Origin of the sequence: Actinoplanes sp. NBRC 103695 (assembly GCF_030269485.1) — a bacterium.
In the GTDB taxonomy this organism is placed as follows: domain Bacteria; phylum Actinomycetota; class Actinomycetes; order Mycobacteriales; family Micromonosporaceae; genus Actinoplanes.
Map to the genome: position 1 here is coordinate 160,053 of NZ_BSTL01000011.1, position 20,282 is coordinate 180,334.

General features: G+C 71.1%; 24 protein-coding genes. 8 read left to right on the forward strand and 16 right to left on the reverse strand.

Annotation, left to right across the window (positions count from 1 at the left end):
- Nucleotides 1-3: 3 nt before the first annotated feature.
- The 4 genes from QSK31_RS21195 to QSK31_RS21210 all read right to left on the reverse strand — a co-directional run bounded on the left by QSK31_RS21195 (nt 4) and on the right by QSK31_RS21210 (nt 3,011).
- Nucleotides 4-1,176 (reverse strand): tetratricopeptide repeat protein, encoded by a 1,173-nt coding sequence (locus QSK31_RS21195; protein ID WP_285685988.1) that lies wholly within the window; start codon nt 1,174-1,176, stop codon nt 4-6.
- A 90-nt stretch (nt 1,177-1,266) separates the two neighbouring features.
- Nucleotides 1,267-1,746 carry a 2-C-methyl-D-erythritol 2,4-cyclodiphosphate synthase gene (gene ispF / locus QSK31_RS21200; RefSeq protein WP_285685989.1) on the reverse strand — a complete coding sequence of 160 codons (480 nt, stop codon included), beginning with the start codon at nt 1,744-1,746 and terminating at the stop codon, nt 1,267-1,269.
- Nucleotides 1,743-2,483 carry a 2-C-methyl-D-erythritol 4-phosphate cytidylyltransferase gene (ispD, locus tag QSK31_RS21205; protein WP_285685990.1) on the reverse strand — a complete coding sequence of 247 codons (741 nt, stop codon included), beginning with the start codon at nt 2,481-2,483 and terminating at the stop codon, nt 1,743-1,745. The genes ispF and ispD overlap by 4 nt, the downstream gene beginning before the upstream one ends.
- Before the next feature lie 42 nt (nt 2,484-2,525).
- On the reverse strand, nt 2,526-3,011 hold the full coding sequence (locus QSK31_RS21210) for a CarD family transcriptional regulator (protein WP_184988251.1): 486 nt from the start codon (nt 3,009-3,011) through the stop codon (nt 2,526-2,528).
- A gap of 331 nt (nt 3,012-3,342) precedes the next feature.
- Here QSK31_RS21210 and QSK31_RS21215 point away from each other — a divergent pair, with 331 nt between their 5' ends.
- Complete coding sequence (locus QSK31_RS21215; RefSeq protein WP_285685992.1) at nt 3,343-4,110, forward strand: hypothetical protein; 768 nt, start codon at nt 3,343-3,345, stop codon at nt 4,108-4,110.
- Nucleotides 4,111-4,272: 162 nt separating this feature from the next.
- Here QSK31_RS21215 and QSK31_RS21220 read toward each other — a convergent pair whose 3' ends face one another.
- Genes QSK31_RS21220 through QSK31_RS21240 form a run of 5 tightly spaced genes read right to left on the reverse strand, consistent with a single transcriptional unit; the run spans nt 4,273 to nt 8,065 of the window.
- Nucleotides 4,273-4,644 carry a transposase gene (locus QSK31_RS21220; protein ID WP_502872986.1) on the reverse strand — a complete coding sequence of 124 codons (372 nt, stop codon included), beginning with the start codon at nt 4,642-4,644 and terminating at the stop codon, nt 4,273-4,275.
- A gap of 45 nt (nt 4,645-4,689) precedes the next feature.
- The gene (locus tag QSK31_RS21225) at nt 4,690-5,148 is read right to left on the reverse strand and encodes a DUF6023 family protein (protein WP_285685993.1); all 459 of its coding nucleotides are present in this window, start codon (nt 5,146-5,148) and stop codon (nt 4,690-4,692) included.
- On the reverse strand, nt 5,145-6,185 hold the full coding sequence (locus QSK31_RS21230) for a type III polyketide synthase (protein WP_285685994.1): 1,041 nt from the start codon (nt 6,183-6,185) through the stop codon (nt 5,145-5,147). Before QSK31_RS21230 ends, QSK31_RS21225 begins: the two co-directional genes overlap by 4 nt.
- Nucleotides 6,186-6,194: 9 nt before the next feature.
- Nucleotides 6,195-7,349, reverse strand: coding sequence for an acyl-CoA dehydrogenase family protein (locus QSK31_RS21235; RefSeq protein WP_285685995.1), 1,155 nt, complete (start codon nt 7,347-7,349; stop codon nt 6,195-6,197).
- A complete protein-coding gene (locus QSK31_RS21240) occupies nt 7,346-8,065 on the reverse strand; it encodes a methyltransferase domain-containing protein (RefSeq protein WP_285685996.1) in 720 nt (239 codons plus the stop codon). Before QSK31_RS21240 ends, QSK31_RS21235 begins: the two co-directional genes overlap by 4 nt.
- Before the next feature lie 46 nt (nt 8,066-8,111).
- Between QSK31_RS21240 and QSK31_RS21245 the strand changes: the two genes are divergently transcribed.
- The 4 genes from QSK31_RS21245 to disA all read left to right on the forward strand — a co-directional run bounded on the left by QSK31_RS21245 (nt 8,112) and on the right by disA (nt 12,470).
- Complete coding sequence (locus QSK31_RS21245; RefSeq protein WP_285685997.1) at nt 8,112-8,939, forward strand: UbiA family prenyltransferase; 828 nt, start codon at nt 8,112-8,114, stop codon at nt 8,937-8,939.
- A 91-nt stretch (nt 8,940-9,030) separates the two neighbouring features.
- Complete coding sequence (locus QSK31_RS21250; protein WP_285685998.1) at nt 9,031-9,765, forward strand: hypothetical protein; 735 nt, start codon at nt 9,031-9,033, stop codon at nt 9,763-9,765.
- A gap of 30 nt (nt 9,766-9,795) precedes the next feature.
- Nucleotides 9,796-11,196, forward strand: coding sequence for a DNA repair protein RadA (gene radA, locus QSK31_RS21255; protein ID WP_285685999.1), 1,401 nt, complete (start codon nt 9,796-9,798; stop codon nt 11,194-11,196).
- Nucleotides 11,197-11,282: 86 nt separating this feature from the next.
- Nucleotides 11,283-12,470: a DNA integrity scanning diadenylate cyclase DisA gene (disA, locus tag QSK31_RS21260; RefSeq protein WP_502872987.1), complete on the forward strand. Its 1,188-nt coding sequence runs from the start codon at nt 11,283-11,285 to the stop codon at nt 12,468-12,470.
- Nucleotides 12,471-12,575: 105 nt separating this feature from the next.
- On the opposite strand, the gene QSK31_RS21265 is transcribed toward disA, so the two are convergent.
- On the reverse strand, nt 12,576-13,214 hold the full coding sequence (locus tag QSK31_RS21265; RefSeq protein ID WP_285686000.1) for an HD domain-containing protein: 639 nt from the start codon (nt 13,212-13,214) through the stop codon (nt 12,576-12,578).
- A 71-nt stretch (nt 13,215-13,285) separates the two neighbouring features.
- On the opposite strand from QSK31_RS21265, the gene QSK31_RS21270 reads away from it, so the two are divergent.
- Entirely contained in the window at nt 13,286-14,230 is a 945-nt protein-coding gene (locus QSK31_RS21270) for a GlxA family transcriptional regulator (protein WP_285686001.1), read from the forward strand.
- Nucleotides 14,231-14,288: 58 nt separating this feature from the next.
- On the opposite strand, the gene QSK31_RS21275 is transcribed toward QSK31_RS21270, so the two are convergent.
- Nucleotides 14,289-14,912 carry an HD domain-containing protein gene (locus QSK31_RS21275; RefSeq protein ID WP_285686002.1) on the reverse strand — a complete coding sequence of 208 codons (624 nt, stop codon included), beginning with the start codon at nt 14,910-14,912 and terminating at the stop codon, nt 14,289-14,291.
- A gap of 45 nt (nt 14,913-14,957) precedes the next feature.
- Between QSK31_RS21275 and QSK31_RS21280 the strand changes: the two genes are divergently transcribed.
- The gene (locus QSK31_RS21280; RefSeq protein WP_285686003.1) at nt 14,958-15,866 is read left to right on the forward strand and encodes a DJ-1/PfpI family protein; all 909 of its coding nucleotides are present in this window, start codon (nt 14,958-14,960) and stop codon (nt 15,864-15,866) included.
- A 229-nt stretch (nt 15,867-16,095) separates the two neighbouring features.
- Here QSK31_RS21280 and QSK31_RS21285 read toward each other — a convergent pair whose 3' ends face one another.
- The 5 genes from QSK31_RS21285 to QSK31_RS21305 form a co-directional block, all read right to left on the reverse strand.
- Entirely contained in the window at nt 16,096-16,815 is a 720-nt protein-coding gene (locus tag QSK31_RS21285) for a class I SAM-dependent DNA methyltransferase (RefSeq protein ID WP_285686004.1), read from the reverse strand.
- 10 nt (nt 16,816-16,825) lie between these two features.
- The gene (locus tag QSK31_RS21290; protein ID WP_285686005.1) at nt 16,826-17,497 is read right to left on the reverse strand and encodes an HAD family hydrolase; all 672 of its coding nucleotides are present in this window, start codon (nt 17,495-17,497) and stop codon (nt 16,826-16,828) included.
- On the reverse strand, nt 17,494-18,243 hold the full coding sequence (locus QSK31_RS21295) for an adhesin (protein ID WP_285686006.1): 750 nt from the start codon (nt 18,241-18,243) through the stop codon (nt 17,494-17,496). The genes QSK31_RS21290 and QSK31_RS21295 overlap by 4 nt, the downstream gene beginning before the upstream one ends.
- A gap of 71 nt (nt 18,244-18,314) precedes the next feature.
- Nucleotides 18,315-18,866 (reverse strand): peptide deformylase, encoded by a 552-nt coding sequence (locus tag QSK31_RS21300; protein ID WP_285686007.1) that lies wholly within the window; start codon nt 18,864-18,866, stop codon nt 18,315-18,317.
- Nucleotides 18,863-19,375: a glycine cleavage system transcriptional repressor gene (locus tag QSK31_RS21305; RefSeq protein ID WP_285686008.1), complete on the reverse strand. Its 513-nt coding sequence runs from the start codon at nt 19,373-19,375 to the stop codon at nt 18,863-18,865. Before QSK31_RS21305 ends, QSK31_RS21300 begins: the two co-directional genes overlap by 4 nt.
- A gap of 21 nt (nt 19,376-19,396) precedes the next feature.
- Here QSK31_RS21305 and QSK31_RS21310 point away from each other — a divergent pair, with 21 nt between their 5' ends.
- Complete coding sequence (locus tag QSK31_RS21310) at nt 19,397-20,281, forward strand: HhH-GPD family protein (protein ID WP_285686009.1); 885 nt, start codon at nt 19,397-19,399, stop codon at nt 20,279-20,281.
- The last annotated feature ends 1 nt before the right edge of the window (nt 20,282 follow it).

The following is a 20,282-nucleotide window of genomic DNA, read 5'->3' on the forward strand; positions in this document are numbered from 1 at the left end:
GGCTCAGCGCCGGACCAGGATGATCATCTCGGCGGCGGCCGCCACGACCATGGCCGCGACCAGCGGAATCAGCCCGCCCACCAGCGCATAGCCGAACACGATCAACGGTGCCACGAACGTCGCATAGGCCGCGATCGCCAACGGCTTTTCCTGCTGCCGCAGCCGCGTCAGGGCGGTCGCCGTCGGCTCGGTCAGGCGGCGGCTCACCCACACCAGGATCGCCACGAAGATGATCACGCTGATCAGCCCCGCCCACACCCGGGACGCCCCCGAGCTTGCCTGCGCCATCAACGCCGTCAGCAGGCCGGCCACCAGAACGCCGTTGCTGCCGTACATGATCATCTGCCGCACCGCGTCGCGCGAGTCCCCCGCCGGATCCAGCACCGGACCGCGCGGCCGGCTCACCGGCGCCGGCTCACGGAAGACGTCGCCCCGCAGCCCCGCCGTAGAGTCGTAGGCGGTCGGCGCCGGATCGGGCCGGTCGGGCGCCGGATAGGCCCGCGGCAACTCGGCCTCCTCCGGCCGTGCCTGCGCCGTCGTGTCGATCGCCGCCTCGTCGGCCAGTCCCTCCAAGGCCAGCGCCCACCGGCGACGTTCCAGCCGCACGATGCCCACGTCGAGCTGAGCGTCCCCGATCGCGTCATCAAGATCGAGGGCTTCCGCGTACGCACGCTGCGCCAGATCGAAGAGCCGCAGCCGGGCGGCAACCACCGCCAGCACCAGATGCGCCTCGGCATCGGTCGGCGCGACCCGAACCCCGTTCCACGCGGCGTTGAGAGCGTCCTGCCCGTTACGCGACTCGCTGAGCAGAGCCGCACCGGTGCGCTGCGCATAGGCATCCGCCGGCCAGCGCGCCAGGATGTCGGCCGCCACCACCGCGGCCTCACCGAATCGACGGTTGTCAGCAAGCGCCATGGCCCGCACCACCAACGCCGGCAAGGTGTCGGCGGCAGCCGAAACGGCCCGATCCGCCGCGACCAGGGCCTCAGCGGGTTGATCAGCCACAAGATGCACCCGTGCCAACGTGGCCAGCAGTTCCGCATCCAGCGGCGCATCCACCAGCCCCGCGGCGACCTCAGCGGCCGCATCGTCATAACGCCCCAGGTCGGCGAAGAGCAGAGCCCGCTGCCGATACTCCTCAGGCGTGGTATCCGGCTCCGACGGCGTGGCGGTCACGCCCCGAGCGTAGGCGACCAACCTGAACGCCTCCGCCCCGCCCGCGCCCTGCGGAGGGGTTCGGGCGGAAAGCCGGCCGCAGCGGCAGCCTCAGGACCCGGGCGGGAGGACCAGCGCGACCGCGGTGGCCGCCAGTCCTTCGCCACGGCCGGTCAGGCCCAGGCCGTCGGTGGTGGTGCCGGCGACGGTGACCGGCGCGCCGGCCGCCTCCGAGAGCACTCGCTGCGCCTCATCCCGGCGCGGGCCGATCTTCGGGTGGTTACCGATCACCTGGATCGAGACGTTCAGCACTCGGAAGCCGGCTGCCTCCAGCCGCCGCGCCGCCTCGGTCAGCAGCGTGACGCCGGCCGCGCCGGCCCACTCGGGCCGTGACGTCCCGAAGTTGCTGCCCAGATCGCCCAGACCGGCCGCGCTGAACAACGCGTCGCAGGCGGCGTGGGCGGCGACGTCTCCGTCCGAGTGCCCGGCCAGGCCGACCTCGCCGGGCCAGTGCAGGCCGGCGACCCAGCACTCCTCGCCCTGCTGGAAGGCGTGCACATCGGTGCCGAGGCCCACCCGCGGAAAGATCACCCGGTCACCTTATGCGCGAGCAGCGCTTCGGCGATGACCAGGTCGATGGGTCGGGTGATCTTGAGGGCGAGCTCGGATCCGGGGATGCAGGTGACCGGGATCCCGGCCTTCTCGGCCAGCCCCGCGTCGTCGGTCAGCGGGTCACGGGCGGCCACATGAGCCGCCGCCAGCACTTCGTGCCGAAAACCTTGCGGCGTCTGCACGCTTCGCAGCACCGACCGATCAACCGTGCCGACCACAACCTCAGCCCCCACCGCCACGGCCAAAACAGCCGAGGGGGCGGGAGCTGGAGCGACCTCTTTGATCGTGTCCACGACCGGCAGAACCGGAATCACCGCGGGCCACCCCGAGCGAACCGCCGCGGCGACCGACTCGATCATCGCGGGAGGGGTGAGAGCACGCGCCGCATCGTGAACCAGGACGATCGGGACATCAGCCGGCACAGCGGCCAGCGCCCGCCCGACGGATTCCTGACGTTCGGCGCCGCCGGCCACGACTGTCACCGGGGCGATCGGAGCGAGCAACTCCGACACTGCCTCGACGTCGGCCGCGGGCGCGGCGACCACGATCATGCGTACGCTGGAAACCGCCGCGACCCGGCGCACCGCATGGACCAACAATGGTTCCCCGGCGAGCAACCGGAGCGCCTTGGGCCCGCCCGGCCCGAGACGCACCCCGGCGCCCGCCGCCGGAACGAGGACCGCGACGTCACCCCGAGCATTGAGCTGCGCGGTCACGTCGCGGTCCTTCTCAGATGGAGCTGTGGGCGGTGATGCGGATCAGGCCTCGGTGAGGACCTTGTCGAGGAGGACTTCCGCCTCGTCCTTGGTGCTCTTCTCCGCGAGGGCCACCTCGCCGACCAGGATGTCGCGAGCCTTGGCGAGCATGCGCTTCTCCCCAGCCGAAAGACCGCGCTCACGCTCACGACGCCACAGGTCACGAACAACCTCGGCAACCTTGAGCGGGTTGCCGGAGGCGAGCTTCTCGAGATTCGCCTTGTAACGCCGCGACCAGTTGGTCGGCTCCTCGGTGTGCGGTGCGCGGAGGACGTCGAAGACCTTCCCCAGGCCTTCCTCGCCAACCACCTCACGCACGCCGACGATCTCGGCATTCTCAGCGGGCACACGGACCGTCAGGTCGCCCTGGGCAACCCGCAGGACGAGGTACAGCTTTTCCACGCCCTTGATAGTTCTAGTCTCGATTGCCTCGATGAGTGCGGCCCCGTGGTGGGGGTAAACAACGGTCTCGCCGACACTGAAAACCATAGGTTCGAAACCCCTTTCGCTGTGTCTAGGGTAACACGCTCAGGCAGCGATGTCTCACCCAGCCCGTGACTGTTAGTGCAGCTCAGAGGCCCTGTGACGGGCCTTTCTACCGCTTGACATGCGGCCGATGAGCTGCCTGCGTGACACAGCGTGAGCACAGCGTTACGACTGCATAGATGGAGTCGTAAATGTCGGAAGTGGTGTCTTTGTGAGGTCAAGCTTATCGCTGGGGACCGGAACCACGCACTACTGGCGTCCCGGCCCCGCGTGAGAGAGGCTTGGCAGAAGTCCTCGAACGGCGCATGTGGTCGGCCTGGGGGGAGGGTGAATCATGGGTAGCTTCGGCGACAACGGCGGCGACTCTCCGCACGACGGCGGCTCTCCCGATGACCTCCCCGAGCTGCCCGAGGAGTGGGGCGTCATCGTCATCCCCGACGATCTGTCGGAGCTTGCCGACGAGGTCAGGGCGGTGCGGGCCGAGCTGGCGATCTCCGCGCCACACACCCGGTGGGAGAGGTTCGCGGCCCGCCCGGCGGTCCGTCGCCTGCGCCGGATCGCGAGCGCCGGCGTCCGTGCCCCGGTGCTGATCATCTCGATGGCTCTGCTCGTGACCGTGGCGAGTCTCTTCGCGTCGGCGTGGCCCGGCCCGGCCCGATCACCGGCGACCCAGCGCACGGCGACCACGACGAACGACCGCGGCACCACCCTGCCCGCGCTCGAACTGCTCGGCCCGGACGGCAAGGCGGTTGCGCTCCGTGGTCAGCTACCCGCCGTAATCCTGCTCACCGATGGTTGCGACTGCAAACAATTGGTCGACGACACCATCACCGCGGTGCGTCCGGAGATCGCGGTGGTCACAGTGAGCGCCATCCGTCCCACAGCCGGTACGACGCCACCCACCGGCGCCGCCCCGCAACGCCTGGGTAAGACCGTTCGCGAGCTGCGCGACCCGACCGACGAGCTGCGCAAGCACTTCGGCCTGTCGGCTCCTGACGGCACCGCGGCGGCCTTCCTGGTCGACCGCGGCGGCGAGATCGTCCGCAAGGAGCTCCGCATCGTGTCCATCCTGGCGATCAAGGCAGACCTCGCCCGCCTCTGACGGCGCTGTGGACAGCCGCCACAAAATGTCGTACCCGAGCCCTACGTTGACGCCCACCCAGTGCCGGGGCGGGGAGGCGGCGGGGCAGGTCACCGAAGCTCACGGCGCGGCGGTGTGTCCAGCTGGCCGGGCGGACACGCATGAAGATGAAGGTGCCGTACATCATCTGGATCCGGCCGCCTCGGCGGCGGGATCCGGGCGCCATCCGACTCTGCGAGCTGCGCTGCGACCGGCGGCCATGACGAGAGTCTTCAGGGTGGGTGCGGCCTCGCGGTGGATCTTTGGTGGCCGGCGTCCGGCACCCTGGTAGGGCGGCGCGGTGCGTTGAGCATCGATCGTGAACGCAGTGTGCTTGCCAGTCACGCCGACGACATAGGTCATCGCCCGGTCTTCGAGGGCTTGACGGAACTCGGCGGCATCGCCGTATCCGGCGTCCGCGACGATCAACGGTGGTGTCCGGCCCCGGGCCACCGCGTCGTCGATCATGTTCCGGGCGAGACGCCGTTTCTCCTGGTGCACCGCGTCGTCCGGCATCGCGGCCCGGCGGCGATCGCCCAGCCCGGACGGCGAGCGCGCCGATCAATAGCCGAGGTTGCGCTCCAGCCGCCACCGGAAGACCGCGCCCCCGTGATCCTCCTCGCCGGAGACCTGGATGTAGAACTCGTCCGCCAGCGCCACCGCCAGCCGCCCGACCACCGGATTCTCCGAGCACAAGATCGCCCGCCCCGAGTCCCGCCGGTTGTTGCTGACCCGCACGCGAACCTTCCCCGTGCCCGCGCACGCCATCACGAGGCTGTAGGAGCCGCGGTCCACGGGGCTGGTGCGTTCGGTGGCGAGGTCGCCGGTCAGCGTCACCGTGTCGGCCAGAGCCTGCAGCGGCACGTCCGGCAGCACCCGCTCCACCTTCTGCTGCCAGGCGCGCAGGCGCGGGTCCTCACCGGTCTGCGGCGCCGCCCGCACGAACCACAGCCCGCCGCCGAGGAGCACCACGGCGGCCAGCGCGTACAGCGTCACGCCTCGGATGCGCTCCTCGGTCACCCCGCAACAGTAGGTCCCAGCATCGCCCCGTACAGGGTGAGGCCGGGTCCGAAGGCCATCAGTACCACGCGGTCGGGTCGCCGGTCCCGGCGGCGGAGCGCGTCCAGGACGAGGAGCACGGTCGGGGACGAGCAGTTTCCGTACGCCGAGAGCACGCTCCGCGAGGCCTGGAGCGCGTCCGGTGGCAGGTCGAGCCGCTCCTCCACGACGTCGAGGATCTTGGGGCCGCCGGGGTGCACCGCCCAGCCGTCCGCGCCCGTGACACCGAGGTCGTCGGCGAAGGCCCGGACGTGCCGGGCCAGCACCGCCGGGACCTGCGGGGACAGGCCCATGCGGAAGCCTGCGTCGGTGATGTCCCAGGTCATGTGGTCGACCGTCGTCGTGTCCGTCAGTGCGGTCAGCCTGCTGAAGGCGTACCCGTCGTTGTCGTCGCCTGGAGTGAGCACGACGGCGGCCGCCGCGTCGGAGAAGAGCGCGTGCGACACGATCTGCTGCACGTCGGAGCGGGCGGCCGGCTGGACGTGCAGGCTGGTCAGCTCGATGCAGAGCAGCAGCGCGGGGCGGTCGTGGGCGACCACGTAGTCGGCGACCGTGCCCATCGCCGGTAGCGCGGCGTAACAGCCCATGTGCCCGATGAAAAGGCGCTGCACGCTCGGTGACATGCCGAGGTCGCGGGCGAGCAGGATGTCCAGGCCGGGAGTGGCGTAGCCGGTGCACGAGCAGACGGCGAACAGGCCGATCTCGTCGGCGCGGACCCCGGCGTCGGCCAGCGCGCGGTCGATGGCGTCCTTGCCGAGCGGCATCGCCTCCACCATGTAGCGCTCCATCCGGCGTTCGGTGGACCACTCGGAGACGTCCTCCAGCAGCGGGCTGACGGCCGCCTGCCGGCTGCGTACGCCCGAATTCTTGAAGATCCTCTCGGCCAGCGCACGCCGGCGGCTGTCGTAGTGCCCGGCGAAGAAGCCGGACCACAGGTCGTCCTGGTCGGTGGACGGGGGGAGGGAAATGCCGATGCCGGCAATCCGGGATGAACGCAAGGGGGCCTCCTACCAGCGTGGCGCCGACCCCTCCGAGTCGGGATCGCCGCCGAGCGCGTCCACGCCCAGCCAGTCCGCGCACACGTCCGAGGTGGCCGGCTGCAGGGAGCCGGCGCGGGCGTCGCGATAGAGCCGTTCGAGCGGGTGGCCGCGGCGCATCGCCGACGTCCCGGCCGCCTCGAGCATGGATGCCGCCACGTCGGCGGCGGTGGTGCCGGCGAGCAGCTTCGCCCGCCACACCCAGCGGTTGGTCTCGGCGTCGCCGGGCACCTCGTCGACCCTGCGGGCCGCCTCGGAAACGGCGAGGTGGGCGGCCGCGACCTGGGCGTCGGCCCGGCCGATTCTTGCGCGTACGGCCGGCAGGTGCCCCAGTTCGCGCTTGTTGACGTGGCCCACCGCCGCGTCCACGGCCGACCGGGCCACCCCGGTGTAGACGGCCGCGTAGCTGGCCACCATCCAGTGCGGCGCGAGCTGCGCGACCACCAGCGCCAGGCCCTCGACGCCGCCGAGCAGCGCACCCTCCGGCACGGTCACATCCAGGTGCAGGTCGTGCGATCCGGTGGCGCGCATGCCCAGCGCGTCCCAGGTCTGCTCCACGCGCAGCCCGTCGCCGGGCGGCACGATGAACTGGCTGACCTGCGTGGGGTCGGCCGCGCTGCGGGCGGCGACCAGGTAGCCGTCGGCGTGCCCGGCGCCCGAGCAGAACGTCTTGCTGCCGGTGATCCGGTAGCCGCCGTCCACCCTGTCGTAGCTGGTGCTGAGCTGGGACAGCCGGGAACCGGCGCCGCGTTCGCTCATCGCGACCGCGTACCAGTGGCCCTCGGCGGCCGCGCGCAGGTAGTCGTCGCGGGCGGTCAGCGCCTCGGGCGGCAGGCCCAGCACGTCGGCCAGGTCGTCGGTGACGGCGGCCAGGGCGCCGGTGACCGAGGCGTGCATGTTGAAGACGAGCGCGGTGGCGCCGTTGCCGCGGGCCAGCTCGTACGCGATCGCGGCGTAGTCGGCGAACCCGGCGCCCGCACCGCCCAGCCGGGCGGGCGCCATCAGCCCGAACAGCCCGGATCGGCGCAGGTCGGCGAAGTCGTCGGCGGGGAAGCTGCCGTCCCGGTCGTGCTCGGCGGCGCGGGCGGCGAACCGGGGCGCCAGCCGCCGGGCCTCGTCGATCATGCGTACCCCTCTCGCTTGCGCCCTCGCCCTTGATAAAGCACCGCGGAGGAGAAGGTCGGGACCATCCGGCCGAACGGGCCGCCACCGGCCGGCGGCCGGCCCGTCAGCCAGCGCAGCAACCCCGTCATGGTCGGGCGGATACCCCGGATTCGCAGATCAACTCCATGACGGCGAAATTCGTCGATGAGCCGCCGCGGCTTCACGAACAGCTCCGGGTCGTGCAGGCCGTGCGGGGCTATGCCGAGCCCCTCGCCCGCGGTGACCGTGATGAAGCGGCCGAGCGCGGAGTCGTTCAAGGTGTCGAGCACGACCAGTCCACCCGGGCGCAGCACCCGGCTCAGCTCGGCGACCGCGCCGGGCAGGTCGGTGACGTGCTCGAGGATCTCGCCGGCGGCGACCACGTCGGCACAGGAGGTGGCCAGGGGCAGGGCGGTGACGTCGCCGTTGACCGGGGTGATGTCCCGGGCGGCGGACTGTTCCAGGCCCGGCCGGCGCAGGTCCACGCCGACGTGCCGGTAGCCGAGCCGAGCCACGTGCGGGCCGAGCAGGCCACCGCCGCAGCCGGCGTCGACCAGCACCGCCGCCGGCCGGGTCGCCGGCGGGATCAGCGCCCCGCGGGCGGCCGCCAGCCAGTGCAGCAGCTCGAAGGTGCCGCCCGGCCGCCACCACTCGCCGGCCAGCTCGTCGTACTGTCCGGGGTCGTTTCGCGCCCGCATGTGATCGAGCGTGGCACGGGCCGCGCCCAACCACCACACTGCAGGGATGTCCCGTGCTCTCGCGCTGCTCCGCTCCGCCCACCCCGAGCCGGGCGGGGCCGTCACCCTGGCGATGACCTTGCTGGCGGTCGCCGCGGGACATCGGGGCTGGGCGATCCTCGGGGTGGCGGCCGCGGTCGGCGCCACCCAGCTCTCGGTCGGCTGGGTCAACGACTGGCTGGACGCCGACCGGGACCGCGCGGCGGGACGGGCCGACAAGCCGGTGGCCCGGGGCGCCGTTCCCCGCCGTACCGTCGGCATCGCGGGTTTGATCTCCGCGCTTCTCATCCCGGTGCTGGGGCTGCCGTTCGGCGCGGCGGCGACCGTCTGCATCACGCTGGTCGGGGTCTTCGCGCTGCTCTACGACTGGCCGCTGAAGTCGACGGCGCTGTCGGTGGTGCCCTACCTGGTCGCGTTCGGGCTGCTGCCGGCGTTCGTGGTGGTGGCGCTGCCCGGCCATCCCACGCCGCCGATCTGGCTGGTGGCGGCGGGGGCGCTGCTGGGCGGGGGCGCGCATTTCGCCAACGTGCTGCCCGACCTGGCCGACGACGCCGCGACCGGGGTGCGTGGCCTGCCGCATCGGCTCGGCGCCACCGGTTCCCAGATCGCCGCCGCGGTGCTCCTGCTGGGTGCGACGCTCGCGCTGGTCCTCGGGCCGCCCGGGCCGCCGTCGTGGTCCGGCCTGGCCGCGGGCGCGGCCGCCGTCGTGGTCCTTCCCCTCGGCTGGTACGCGGCTCGCAAAGCGAACGGGCGCGCGGTGGCGATGTTCCGCGCCGTGATCGTGGTGGCCCTGATCGACGTGGTGTTGCTGATCTTCAGCGGGCCGGTCCGTTGATCCTCCGTTGATTGGCTGGGTCGCCGCACGGGCCGGATCAGGGACCTCTAGGCTGACCCTCAGCCACTGTCCTTGAGTTGGAGGCTGAACGATGCGCTTCTCTGGTCGCCGGTCCACCGTGCTGCTCGCGGGTTCCGTCGCGGTCGCCGCCATCGCGCTGACCGGCTGCAGTGCCGGCCAGGTCGCCGAGACCGCATTGAAGAAGCCGTCCAACTCGGGCGTGAACGCGAACAATTCGAACGACAGCGTGGTGGTGCGCAACCTGCTGGTCGTCTACAAGGACGTGAAGGGGTACGCGGCCAACAGCGACGCGCAGCTCGAGGTCGGTCTGTTCAACCAGACCACCGAGCAGGTCGTGGTGACGATCACCAGCCGGCCGCTGTCCGGCGCCACCGAGGGCCAGGGCGTCGTCGCGGCCGGCCGGGTCGGTCTGACCGGCGGCACCCCGAGCACCCCGCCGAGCGCCGCCGCCGAGCCGTCCGGCAGCCGTCCGCCGGCTACACCGGACACCGAGACGCCGGACAACGTGCCCTCGGGCGACGCCTCGTCCGCCCCCGCCCTGCCGCCGCCGGCCCCGGCGCAGACGCAGCTGGAACCGGCCCGGATCACGCTCGAGCCGATGGGCTCCGCGTCCTTCCTGCCCGGTGACAAGCAGCAGCTGATCGCCTCCGGCCTCACCGGCCCGGTGGTCGCCGGCCAGTCGGTCAACCTGGTCTTCGAGTTCAGCAACGGCGCTCAGCCGCTGGAGCTCCAGGCGCCGGTCGGCGTTCCGCTCTCGCCCGCGCCGCGTGGCTCGGCCGAGAACGAGGGCGTCGAGCACGAGTAAGTTGTCGTACCGGCCGGATAGCTTGGCCCGGTGACGACAACTCGCGCCTCCACCAAGGCGCCCAAGCCGGCCTACGTCTGCGACGCCTGCGGACACCAGCCGCCGAAATGGCTGGGCCGCTGCCCGGAGTGCAACGAGTGGGGCTCGGTGATCGAGTCCACCGTGACCGGTCCCCTGGTGTCCGGCCGCGTCGTCGCCTCCCGCCTGCCGTCCGAGCCGGCCCGTCCCATCTCCCAGATCAGCGCCGCCCCGGCCAAGGCGGTGCCGACCAACGTCAGCGAGCTCGACCGGGTGCTCGGTGGCGGCCTGGTCCCCGGGGCGGTGGTGCTGCTCGCGGGCGAGCCCGGCGTCGGCAAGTCCACGCTGCTGCTCGACGTGGCCCAGCAGTGGGCGGCCGGTGCGGGCTCACCGTCCCTCGTGGTCAGCGGTGAGGAGTCGGTGAGCCAGGTGCGGCTGCGCGCCGAGCGGCTCGGCGCCCTGCACGATCGGCTCTACCTGGCCTCGGAGAGCTCACTCGACGCGGTGCTCGGCCACCTCGACGCGGTCAAGCCCGGCCTGCTGGTGCTCGACTCGGTACAGACCATCTCGATGCCCGGCACCGAGGGCGTGCCCGGCGGCGTCACCCAGGTCCGCGCGGTCACCGCCGCCATCGTCGCCGTGGCCAAGGAGCGCGGCATCGCCGTCGTGCTCGTCGGTCACGTGACCAAAGACGGTCAGGTCGCCGGTCCCCGCGTGCTCGAGCACCTGGTCGACGTGGTGCTGCACTTCGAGGGTGACAAGCATTCCGCGCTGCGCCTGGTGCGTGGTGTGAAAAACCGGTACGGCGCCGCCGACGAGGTGGGCTGCTTCGAGATGCACGAGGGCGGCATCAGCAGCCTCGCCGACCCGTCCGGGCTGTTCCTCACCCGCTATCAGGAGCCGGTGCCCGGCACATGTGTGACGGTCGCCATGGAGGGCCGTCGCGCACTGGTCACCGAGGTGCAGGCGCTGATCGGCGCGGAGGTGCAGGGTTCGCCGCGGCGGACCGTGTCCGGCCTCGACAGTGCCCGGCTGGCCATGGTGCTGGCCGTGCTCGAGCGCCGCACCAAACAGCTCAAGCTCTACAACCGCGAGGTGTTCGCGGCCACCGTCGGCGGCATCCGGCTGGTCGAGCCCTCCGCCGACCTGGCGGTGGCGCTCGCGGTCGCGTCCGGTGGCCTTGACCTGGCGATGGCTCCCCATCTGGTGGCGATCGGCGAGGTCGGGCTGACCGGCGAGATCCGCCGGGTCGGCGCCGTCGGGCGGCGGCTGGCCGAGGCGGTGCGGCTCGGCTTCAAGGCGGCGCTGGTGCCGCCCGGCTGTGCCGGCGACACGCCCCGCGGCATGGAGGTCATCGAGGTCGGCGACCTGCGCACAGCGTTGCGATCGGCGGCCAGCCTCTCCGCCAAGTGATCACGCAAGGTCACGGATCATCACGCTACGGAGCATTCCTCGCACCGCGCCTCGTTGACCTGGTTGACAGTCCGTAGAATGTGTTGGTGCCGCTCGACCGTGATCCTTCGAAGCCCGCCGCGCCCAGCAATGTGACACGCCCGGGCGTCAACGGTTCGGCGTCCCGTGGGATCGTTCCCAGCCCGCCCGGGCTGACCGGCGGCGGCGTCACCGCCGACCCGCTGCGGGCCAATCTCGCGTTGATGGCGCCCGGCACCGCCCTGCGCGACGGCCTCGAGCGGATCCTCCGCGGACGCACCGGCGCGCTGATCGTTCTGGGTCACGACGCGGTCGTCGAAAGCATCTGCACCGGCGGCTTCGCCCTCGACGTCGAGTTCTCCGCCACCCGCCTCCGCGAGCTGTGCAAGATGGACGGCGCGGTCGTCCTGTCCAGCGACGGCACCAAGATCGTGCGGGCCGCCGTGCACCTGATGCCCGACCCGGCGATCCCCTCCGAGGAGTCCGGCACCCGGCACCGCACCGCCGAGCGGGTCGCCAAGCAGTCCGGCTTCCCGGTCATCTCGGTCAGCCAGTCCATGCACATCATCGGGCTGTACGTGAACGGCCAGCGCCACGTCCTCGACGACTCGGCCGCCATCCTGTCCCGCGCCAACCAGGCGCTGGCCACGCTGGAGCGCTACAAGCTGCGGCTCGACGAGGTGTCCGGCACCCTGTCCGCCCTCGAGATCGAAGACCTGGTGACCGTCCGCGACGCGGTCGCCGTCGTCCAGCGGCTCGAAATGGTCCGCCGCATCGCCGACGAGATCTCCGGCTACGTGGTCGAGCTCGGCACCGACGGCCGCCTCCTCGCCCTCCAGCTCGACGAACTGATGGCCGGCGTCGACGCCGACCGCACCCTGGTCATCCGCGACTACCTGCCGACCGGCCGCAAGGCGCGCACCCTCGACGAGGCCCTGGTCGAACTCGACCTGCTCACCGCCACCGAGATGATCGACCTGGTCGCGGTGGCCAAGGCGATCGGCTACGCCGGCGCCACCGACGCCTTGGACGCCGCGGTCAGCCCCCGAGGCTTCCGCCTGCTGGCCAAGGTCCCGCGCCTTCCCGGCCCGATCGTCGACCGCCTGGTCGGCCACTTCGGCAGCCTCCAACGCCTCCTCGGCGCCACGGTCGAAGACTTGCAGGCCGTCGAGGGCGTCGGGGACGCCCGCGCCCGAGGGGTCCGCGAGGGCCTGTCCCGCCTGGCCGAGGCTTCGATCCTCGAGCGCTACGTCTGACGGCGCCCGCCCCCGCGGGAGCGACCCAGACCTTGACGTGCCTGCGAAACCTTGCTGGAGAGCCCCCGTTACGCGCCCCGGCGGCGTGCTGATGAGCACGCACCATCAGGAATTGCCCCACCGGGATAGGAAGTCGGGGTCGCCGCCGTGGACTGCGCGGTAGAAGATGTCGGCGGCCGAGAGGTGCGGGGCCTTGGCGCGGTTGCGCTCGGCCTGCCGGACGACGAGGCCGGTCATCACGGGGACGACGTCGAGGCGGGGGAAGGCGTCGTTGATCGCGGCCGCGTCCTGTTCGGAGAGGAAGTCGGAGTCCTGTCCGAAGTCGAGGGCGCTACCCGCGAACGTGAGGTCGCAGAGGATGCTTTTGCGTTGAGCGAGCCCGGGAACGGTGTGGAGCGCGATCGCGTCCCAGACCAGGTCGGTGGTTTCCGGCTGCACCCCGTGCTCGCGCAGGAATTCGACAGCCAGGTCGGCGCCGGCTATCTCGAAGCGGTCCGGGCGGATATCACCTTCGCGGGTGAGTCCGAGGTCGTGCAGCACCGTGGCGAAGAACAGCGCATCGTCGTCGTAGTCGACATCTCGCCGGAGTCGGCGGAACTCGGCCGCCTTGGTGGCGAAGAAGTAGGTACGGAGGCTGTGGTGCGCGACGGCGGCCGGTTCGCTCCGGGAGACGTGCTCAACCACGAGTTTGCGCAGGGTTGACGACTGCAGGGCGGGGTCGGCCAGGCCGGGTGCGAGATCCATGGAAGGGATCCTGGTTCTGGTCGGCTCCGGGCACGATAGGCAAGTTCGCCGTCCTGCGCTAGCTTTTTGCCATGACCGGTCATCGGGTGTCCGTTCTTGCCCTCGACGGTGTGCTCCCGTTCGAGTTGGGTATGCCTCTCACGATTCTCGGCTCTCTCGACGACCGGTACGCGGTGTCCGTGGTGACCGCGGCCCGCGAGGGGGTGCTGGCGAATGGCGGAGTGCGGCTCAGCGGGGCCGGTACGCTGGATGATCTGGGGCGGGCGGACACGGTGCTCGTTCCTGCGTACGCCGTCGATCGAGGACTTCCGCCGGATGTCGCGGATGCTCTGCACCGCTGTGCGCAGCGGTCCCAACGCGTGGTGTCGTTGTGCGTCGGCGCCTTCGCGCTCGCCGAGGCGGGACTGCTGGAGGGGCGGCACGCGACGACACACTGGTTGTACACGGAACGCCTGGCCCGCGAGCATCCGGATATCACGGTCGATCAAGACGTGCTCTTCGTCGACGAGGAGACGGTGTTGACGTCCGCGGGCACGTCCGCGGGCATCGACTTGTGCCTGCACCTGGTACGGAAGGACTACGGGGCCGCGGTCGCCAATCAGGCCGCTCGCAACGCGGTCGCCGCACCGCACCGCGGCGGGGGTCAGGCCCAGTTCATCGAGCGGCACCTTCCGGTGGCGCAGGCCGATTCGCTGGCGGCCACCCGGGCCTGGGCAATCGAGCGTCTCGGTGAGCCGTTGACGCTGCGTGACTTGGCCTCTCACGCACACCTTTCCCAGCGCACCTTCATTCGGCGCTTCATCGCCGAGACCGGGCTGCCACCCATGAAATGGCTGCAACGGGCGCGAATCGATCATGCGAAGCAGTTGCTCGAGCAGACGGACGCGCCGGTCGAGCAGGTCGCCCGCATGTGTGGCTTGGGCTCGGCGGCGAACTTCCGCACCCATTTCGGTCAGCAGTGCGGTTTGAGTCCTTCGTCGTACCGCAAACAGTACGGATTCAGCCCGCGACCATAGGTGATAGCCGCCGCCGACGGGCCAACGGATGCGGACCCTGCCACTCTTCGCGCCGTTTTCAGTCGCCCCACCGGGCCGCTACATTCTCGTCGAATCCGGTGTTCGCCGTCTTGAGGAGATAGAGAGCCAGCGAGCCGATCGGCGCCTTGGCCGGGTTGACTCTCGCCTGCCCTACGATGGCGGCCTGCATCGCTGACGCGGTTCCCCGACGCGGATAGCGGCCGTGCAGGCCGGCGGCCATCTCATCGGTGACGAAATCCGAGTCCGCGCCGAAGTCGACCCCCGTCGCCACGGCGGTGACGCGACACAGCAAGTTCCGGCGGTGCGCGATGCCGGTCGAGGTGTTCAAAGCGATCGCGTCCCAGATCCGGTCGATCTCGGTCGGGCCGATGTCCTGCCGTTGCAGGAACTCACCAGCCAGGTCGGCGCTGGCCACCTCGAACCGGTCGGGCCGCTCCGCTCCGGCGGGGCCGAGCCCGACGTCGTGCAGCGTCACCGCGTAGAAGACTTCGAGAGGCTGGTACTCCTGGTGATCGCGCATGTGCCACTCGTCGATGAGGAGTTCGGCGTAGACGTACGAACGGATGCAGTGGTTGGCCACCGGTTCGGGCACCGCTGACCTCAGGAATTGGAGGGTCTCGACGGCGAAGGGCTCGGAAAGCATCGACGGAATCGTGATCATGACACCGACTCTGTCCAGGCCGAGGAACGATCACAAGCGGCTGGAATGCCAACGGCCGCGCAATTCGTGACATCGCTGAATGTGACAGTTGACGGCGGTGGCACGAAAATTTCGTTAAGCGGCAACAATGCCCATGGCCACCCAAGGTGCGGCGCCACGATCATCGTGAACGGGTTCAGCTCGCCGCCCGGCCCGTCACACCTGTTTCTCACCTTGGGAGAGCCGATGTCCGACCAACCATCCGCGCCGGTACCCGGCCTGCCCGACCGGCCGGTGGTGACCGCCGGCATCGTCGTGTTCGACGGCGTGACGCTGCTCGATGTCATCGGACCGCACACCGCGTTCGCTCTCGCGGGCATGAACGTCCAGCTCGTCGCCGAAACCTTGACTCCGATCAGCACGGACACCAGCATCCGCCTCCCGCCCGATGTCACCATCGAACGTTGTCCGCAGGACCTGGACATCGTCTGCGTGCCCGGCGGCTCAGTCGGGGACGCCATGCTCGACATCAAGCTGCGAGACTTCTTGCGTGCCCGTGCCGCGACCGCGCGATATGTCACGTCGGTGTGCAGCGGTGCGCTCATCCTCGCGGCAGCGGGCCTGTTGGACGGCTACCGCGCCGCGACACACTGGGCGTCGCGCGACCTCCTGGCCGCCTTGGGCGTCGAGGTGTCCACCAAGCGTGTCTGCATGGATCGGAACCGGATCACCGGAGGCGGCATAACCGCCGGCATCGACTTCGGGTTGGCAGTTGTGGGAGAGGTCCTCGGCCGGGAGGTCGCCGAGTTCGTCCAGCTGGGGATGGAGTACAACCCGAAGCCTCCCTTCAACACCGGTTCACCGGAAACGGCCGGCGCCGACCTGACCGCCCTGTTCACGACCGTGACGAAGCCGATCTTCCAACCGATGGCCGACGCCACCGCGCAGGTGCTGGCCCGGCGGGTGGCGCGATGACGGCGGTGAGCCGTCGGGCGGCGAACAGAAGCCGCCCGGGCGCACCTTTTGGCCGCAGCCGGTCGACGGCAAGCTGACCGGTGTCCGGCGGTCTCTACTACGACTGGTGGCTGCAAGGGATCCGCAAGCGCGCGGGCTCGCCGGCGCAGCAGCGCGAGAACGTGATATCGGGCGCCGACGAGAGCTGGTTCTCCGCCCTGGACCGCGGCCATCAGCTGGTGGCGCGCCGTCAGAGGGGCTTCTCCCAGACCGAGACGTGTGACCTGCTGTCGGCGGTGAAGGGGGCGCGGGTCCAGTCGGCCCAGCGTTCGGTGAGGGTCAGGCCGGCCAGCTGGGCCATCAGGTCCATCTCGGAGGGCCAGGCGTAACGGTGCTCGGAGCGGACTGCGCGGGATCTGCCCTCGGCGACGGTGAAGTGGTGGGAGGTCTGGCGCTGGGTGAGCATGTCGTAGGTGTCGAAGCCGACGTACTCGTCCTCCACCGCGAACGGGACGGCCACCGCGCCGATGGGTAGGAGGCGCAGGTCGGGGACGTAGCACTCGATCACGAAGTGGCCGCCGGGGCGGAGGTGGGCGGCGGCGTTGCGGAAGCAGTCGACCTGGGACTGCTGGGTGAGCAGGTTGGTGATCGTGTTGAAGACCAGGTAGGCCAGGTCGAAGGCGCCGGGGACGCGGTCGATGGACATGTCGCCCTCGACGATGGTGATGCGGTCGGCGCCGGGCTTGGGGCGGAGCTGGTCGAGCATCGCCACCGAGGTGTCGATGCCGGCCACGGTGACGCCGCGGTGGCTGAGGGGGACGCCGACGCGGCCGGTGCCGATCGCGAACTCCACGGCGCTGCCGCCGGGGGCGAGTGCGGCCAGAAAGTCGACGGCGGCGTCGGTGGGCATCCGGTCGGTGCCCTCGTCGTAGCCCTCGGCGCGGAAGCTGTCCCACAGTTGCGACGTCATCGGCGGATCGTCACATGCCCGCTTCGTCGTCGCGACCCGATTTTCGCAGGATCTCGTCCAGGGGCATCGCGGTGGCGCTGGGCAGGAGCAGGTCGGCGTGCGGGAAACGGCCGGCGGCCAGGTAGGGGTTGGGGACGGCCACGCAGAACAGGCCGGCCGCCTGGGCCGCGGCCACGCCGTGCGGGGTGTCCTCGAAGGCGATCGCCTCCGACGGGGCGACGCCGAGCCGGGTCAGGGCCAGGTGGTAGACGGCCGGGTCCGGTTTGTGCGCCGCCACCTCGTCGCCGCAGGCGGTCACCTCGATGGACTCGAGCACGCCGACGCGGTCCAGGTGGCCGCGCACCCACGACTCGGGTGAGCTGCTCGCCACCGCCAGCCGCAGGCCGAGTTCCTCGGCCCGCGCCCACCAACCCTCGACGCCGGGCGCCAGGTTCAGCGTTCGGTGCAATTCGTTCCGGTACGCGGTCCGCGCGGCCTGACTGGCTGCCTGGTCGTAGGACGGGCCGACCGCCGCCGCGAGCAGCTCGTGGTGATGGGCGGTCATGTCGCCGCCGTGGTCGGCGAAGAAACCTGCCGGGTCGAGTTCCAGGCCGTGCCGGCGCCAGGCGTGCCGCCAGCTCTCCAGCAGCGTGGTCTCCGTGTCCATCAGGAGACCGTCGAAGTCGAAGATCAGCGCCTTCACGCGGCGACGGTGAGGGTCACCGGCTCACTGATCTTGCGGTCGAGGCGGGCGCGCAGTGCGTACTGGCCGACGGGGGCCGCGGGGCCGCCCGGCATCCCGCCGGTGCACGTGGTGGTCTGGCGGCCGTTCCAGGTGACCGTGTACTCGAATTCCGAGCCGGGTCGCATCGTGACCACGTTCTTGCTGCGGTCGGTGCTGCAGGTGTCCGACGACCAGAACTTGCGGGCGCCCTGGTCCACGTAGAGCTCCTGCGCGCCGGCGCCGAGGTCACGCGTACATGAGCGGGCCGAAACGTTTTTGATCTTGAGCCGGAAGCCGACCGACGTGCCCTTTTTGATGGTCGTGGACGCCGCGATCGGGGTCAGCGTGATCTCCTGGTCGGCGCAGGAGCCGTCGGCGGGCGCGGTCACGTTGTTGTTCGTGCCGGTCACGGTGCCGCCGGACGGTGCGGTGCCGGGGCCAGGATCGGGCACGCCGGACTGCGACGAGCCGGGATCTGGCGCGCCCGGGCCCGCGGGCTTGTCGTCGGTGAACGACGGCTCCGCCTCGGGGCTGCTGGAATCATCCGGCTCGGGGGTCGGCGCCTGGGACGCCGCCGTGCCCTTGCCGGACCCGCGTTTCTTGCTGTCGTCCTCGCCGCCGCACGACACGAAGAGCAGGATGACGACGAGCAGCAGTGCTCCCAGCACCACGACCCGGCGCCGCCAGTAAACGGCGGGAGAAAGGGGACCGACCGTCGATCGCATGATGGCCTCACCGTACGCGGAGGGCCTTGTTCTAACGACGCGACGCGCCGAGGGACGCGACGGTGCTTCGTTTATAGGTAAACCTTGCGCTGATAGATCGCGTGAGCGCCGGCCACCCGATCGAGGAAGAGTTTCCCTCCGCAGTGGTCGATCTCGTGCTGCAACGCCCGCGCCTCGAAAGCGTCGGTGACCAGCCGGACCGGGTCGCCCGAGCCGGGCAGCGCACCCTCGACGACGACGCGGCCGGCCCGTTTCACGTCGCCGGTCAGGTCCGGCACGGACATGCAGCCCTCCCGGCCCGGCCGCCACCGGCTCGCCTCCACCACCGCGGCGTTGCACAGCACGAACGTCCCGTGCGTGGTAACCGTCTTCGGGTGCTGGGTGACGTCCACGACGAAGATCCGGGCGCTCACCCCGAGCTGCGGCGCGGCCAGGCCCACGCAGCCGGGCGACACCCGCATGGTGGCGACCAGGTCGGCGGCGAGCCGGACGGTTTCCGGGTCGGCCGGGTCCACGTCCTCGCCCGGCGTGCCGAGCACGGTGGCCGGGGCGGTGACCACCGCACGTACGTTGCCCTCGACCCCGAGCAGTTCGGGCTTCCAGTCGAGGAGATCCGAGGTCACAGGATCTCCGACTCGGCTCGGCGCATCGTCACGTCCACGGCCAGTTCAGCGGCCGCCACGGCCAGCTGCTCGGCCAGCCCGTCGGCGTGCGCCGGGTCCAGGTCGACCTCGGCGACGATGACGTAGAGCGGGCCGGCCAGCCGGGTGGTCAGGTCGGTGATGTTGCCGCCGGCGGCCGAGACCACGCGGCTGACCGCGGCGACGATGCCGAGGCGGTCGGCGCCGTGGACGCTGACCAGGAACGGTTCACCCTGTGCGGCGGCGTCGGCCTCGGGCCGCACGGCGCGTACGGTCGCGACCAGCCGCCCGTCGGCGGTGAGGGGTGCGAGCGCCTCCTCGACCGCCTCGGCGGCCGGACCCGTGCAGATCAGGGTCATCGCGAAGTGCCCGCGCAGGCGGGTCATGGTGGAGTCGGCGAGGTTGGCGCCGACCTCGGCCAGCGCCTCGGCGACGTCGGCGATGATCCCGGTGCGGTCCGGGCCGATCACGGTGATGGCTAGCTCGTGCACAGCCCTACAGTAGGGGGCGCTATGACGCTCGCTGACAACGCCATCGCCTGGTATGACGTAAATGCCCGAGATCTGCCCTGGCGGCAGCCCGACACCAGCCCATGGGGCGTGCTGGTCAGCGAGGTGATGCTGCAACAGACCCCCGTCGTACGGGTGGAGCCGGCCTGGCGCTCGTGGATGACCCGCTGGCCGGTGCCCGCCGCGCTGGCCGCCGACCCGCCGTCCGAGGCCATCCGGATGTGGGGACGGCTGGGCTATCCCCGGCGGGCCATGCGGCTGCACGCGTGCGCCGTGGCGATGACCGAGAAGCACGGCGGCCACGTCCCCTCCGACCTGGACGAGCTGCTCGCCCTGCCGGGAATCGGGACGTACACCGCGCGGGCGGTGGCTACCTTCGCCTTCGGGCAACGTCACCCGGTCGTGGACACGAACGTGCGCCGGGTCGTCACCCGGGTGGTGGAAGGACAGCCGGACGCCGGACCGGCCACCACCGCGGCGGACCTCGTCGCCGTCGAGGATCTGCTGCCCGCCGACCCTCCCAGAGCCGCGCGCGCGTCGATTGCCTTCATGGAACTCGGCGCCATCGTCTGCGTCGCCCGCAACCCCAGGTGCCGGATCTGCCCGCTGGAGTCCGTCTGCCTGTGGCGCGCCTCCGGCAAGGAACTCCCGGACGGGCCCAGCCGCAAACCGCAGCGCTACGCCGGCACCGACCGGCAGGTCCGCGGCCTGCTCCTCGAGGTGCTGCGGCACGCCACCGGCCCGGTCCCCCGCCAGCGCCTCGACGTGGTGTGGAGCGACGAGGTCCAGCGGGCCCGGGCACTGGCCGGGCTGGTCGACGACGGCCTGGTCGAGCCGCACGGCGACGAGTTCGTCCTGGCCGGAGACGCACCGGCGACGGGGACGTGAA

What these genes read in the sequence shown, in the direction of transcription:
- QSK31_RS21215 (WP_285685992.1), top strand. Translation starts at nt 3,343, where the DNA reads ATGGGTAGCTTCGGCGACAACGGCGGCGACTCTCCGCACGACGGCGGC.
- QSK31_RS21240 (WP_285685996.1), bottom strand. Translation starts at nt 8,065, where the DNA reads ATGCGGGCGCGAAACGACCCCGGACAGTACGACGAGCTGGCCGGCGAG.
- QSK31_RS21310 (WP_285686009.1), top strand. Translation starts at nt 19,397, where the DNA reads ATGACGCTCGCTGACAACGCCATCGCCTGGTATGACGTAAATGCCCGA.
- QSK31_RS21280 (WP_285686003.1), top strand. Translation starts at nt 14,958, where the DNA reads ATGCCAACGGCCGCGCAATTCGTGACATCGCTGAATGTGACAGTTGAC.
- QSK31_RS21265 (WP_285686000.1), bottom strand. Translation starts at nt 13,214, where the DNA reads ATGGATCTCGCACCCGGCCTGGCCGACCCCGCCCTGCAGTCGTCAACC.
- QSK31_RS21220 (WP_502872986.1), bottom strand. Translation starts at nt 4,644, where the DNA reads ATGCCGGACGACGCGGTGCACCAGGAGAAACGGCGTCTCGCCCGGAAC.
- QSK31_RS21210 (WP_184988251.1), bottom strand. Translation starts at nt 3,011, where the DNA reads ATGGTTTTCAGTGTCGGCGAGACCGTTGTTTACCCCCACCACGGGGCC.
- QSK31_RS21270 (WP_285686001.1), top strand. Translation starts at nt 13,286, where the DNA reads ATGACCGGTCATCGGGTGTCCGTTCTTGCCCTCGACGGTGTGCTCCCG.
- QSK31_RS21275 (WP_285686002.1), bottom strand. Translation starts at nt 14,912, where the DNA reads ATGATCACGATTCCGTCGATGCTTTCCGAGCCCTTCGCCGTCGAGACC.
- QSK31_RS21285 (WP_285686004.1), bottom strand. Translation starts at nt 16,815, where the DNA reads ATGACGTCGCAACTGTGGGACAGCTTCCGCGCCGAGGGCTACGACGAG.
- QSK31_RS21250 (WP_285685998.1), top strand. Translation starts at nt 9,031, where the DNA reads ATGCGCTTCTCTGGTCGCCGGTCCACCGTGCTGCTCGCGGGTTCCGTC.
- QSK31_RS21295 (WP_285686006.1), bottom strand. Translation starts at nt 18,243, where the DNA reads ATGCGATCGACGGTCGGTCCCCTTTCTCCCGCCGTTTACTGGCGGCGC.
- QSK31_RS21235 (WP_285685995.1), bottom strand. Translation starts at nt 7,349, where the DNA reads ATGATCGACGAGGCCCGGCGGCTGGCGCCCCGGTTCGCCGCCCGCGCC.
- QSK31_RS21245 (WP_285685997.1), top strand. Translation starts at nt 8,112, where the DNA reads ATGTCCCGTGCTCTCGCGCTGCTCCGCTCCGCCCACCCCGAGCCGGGC.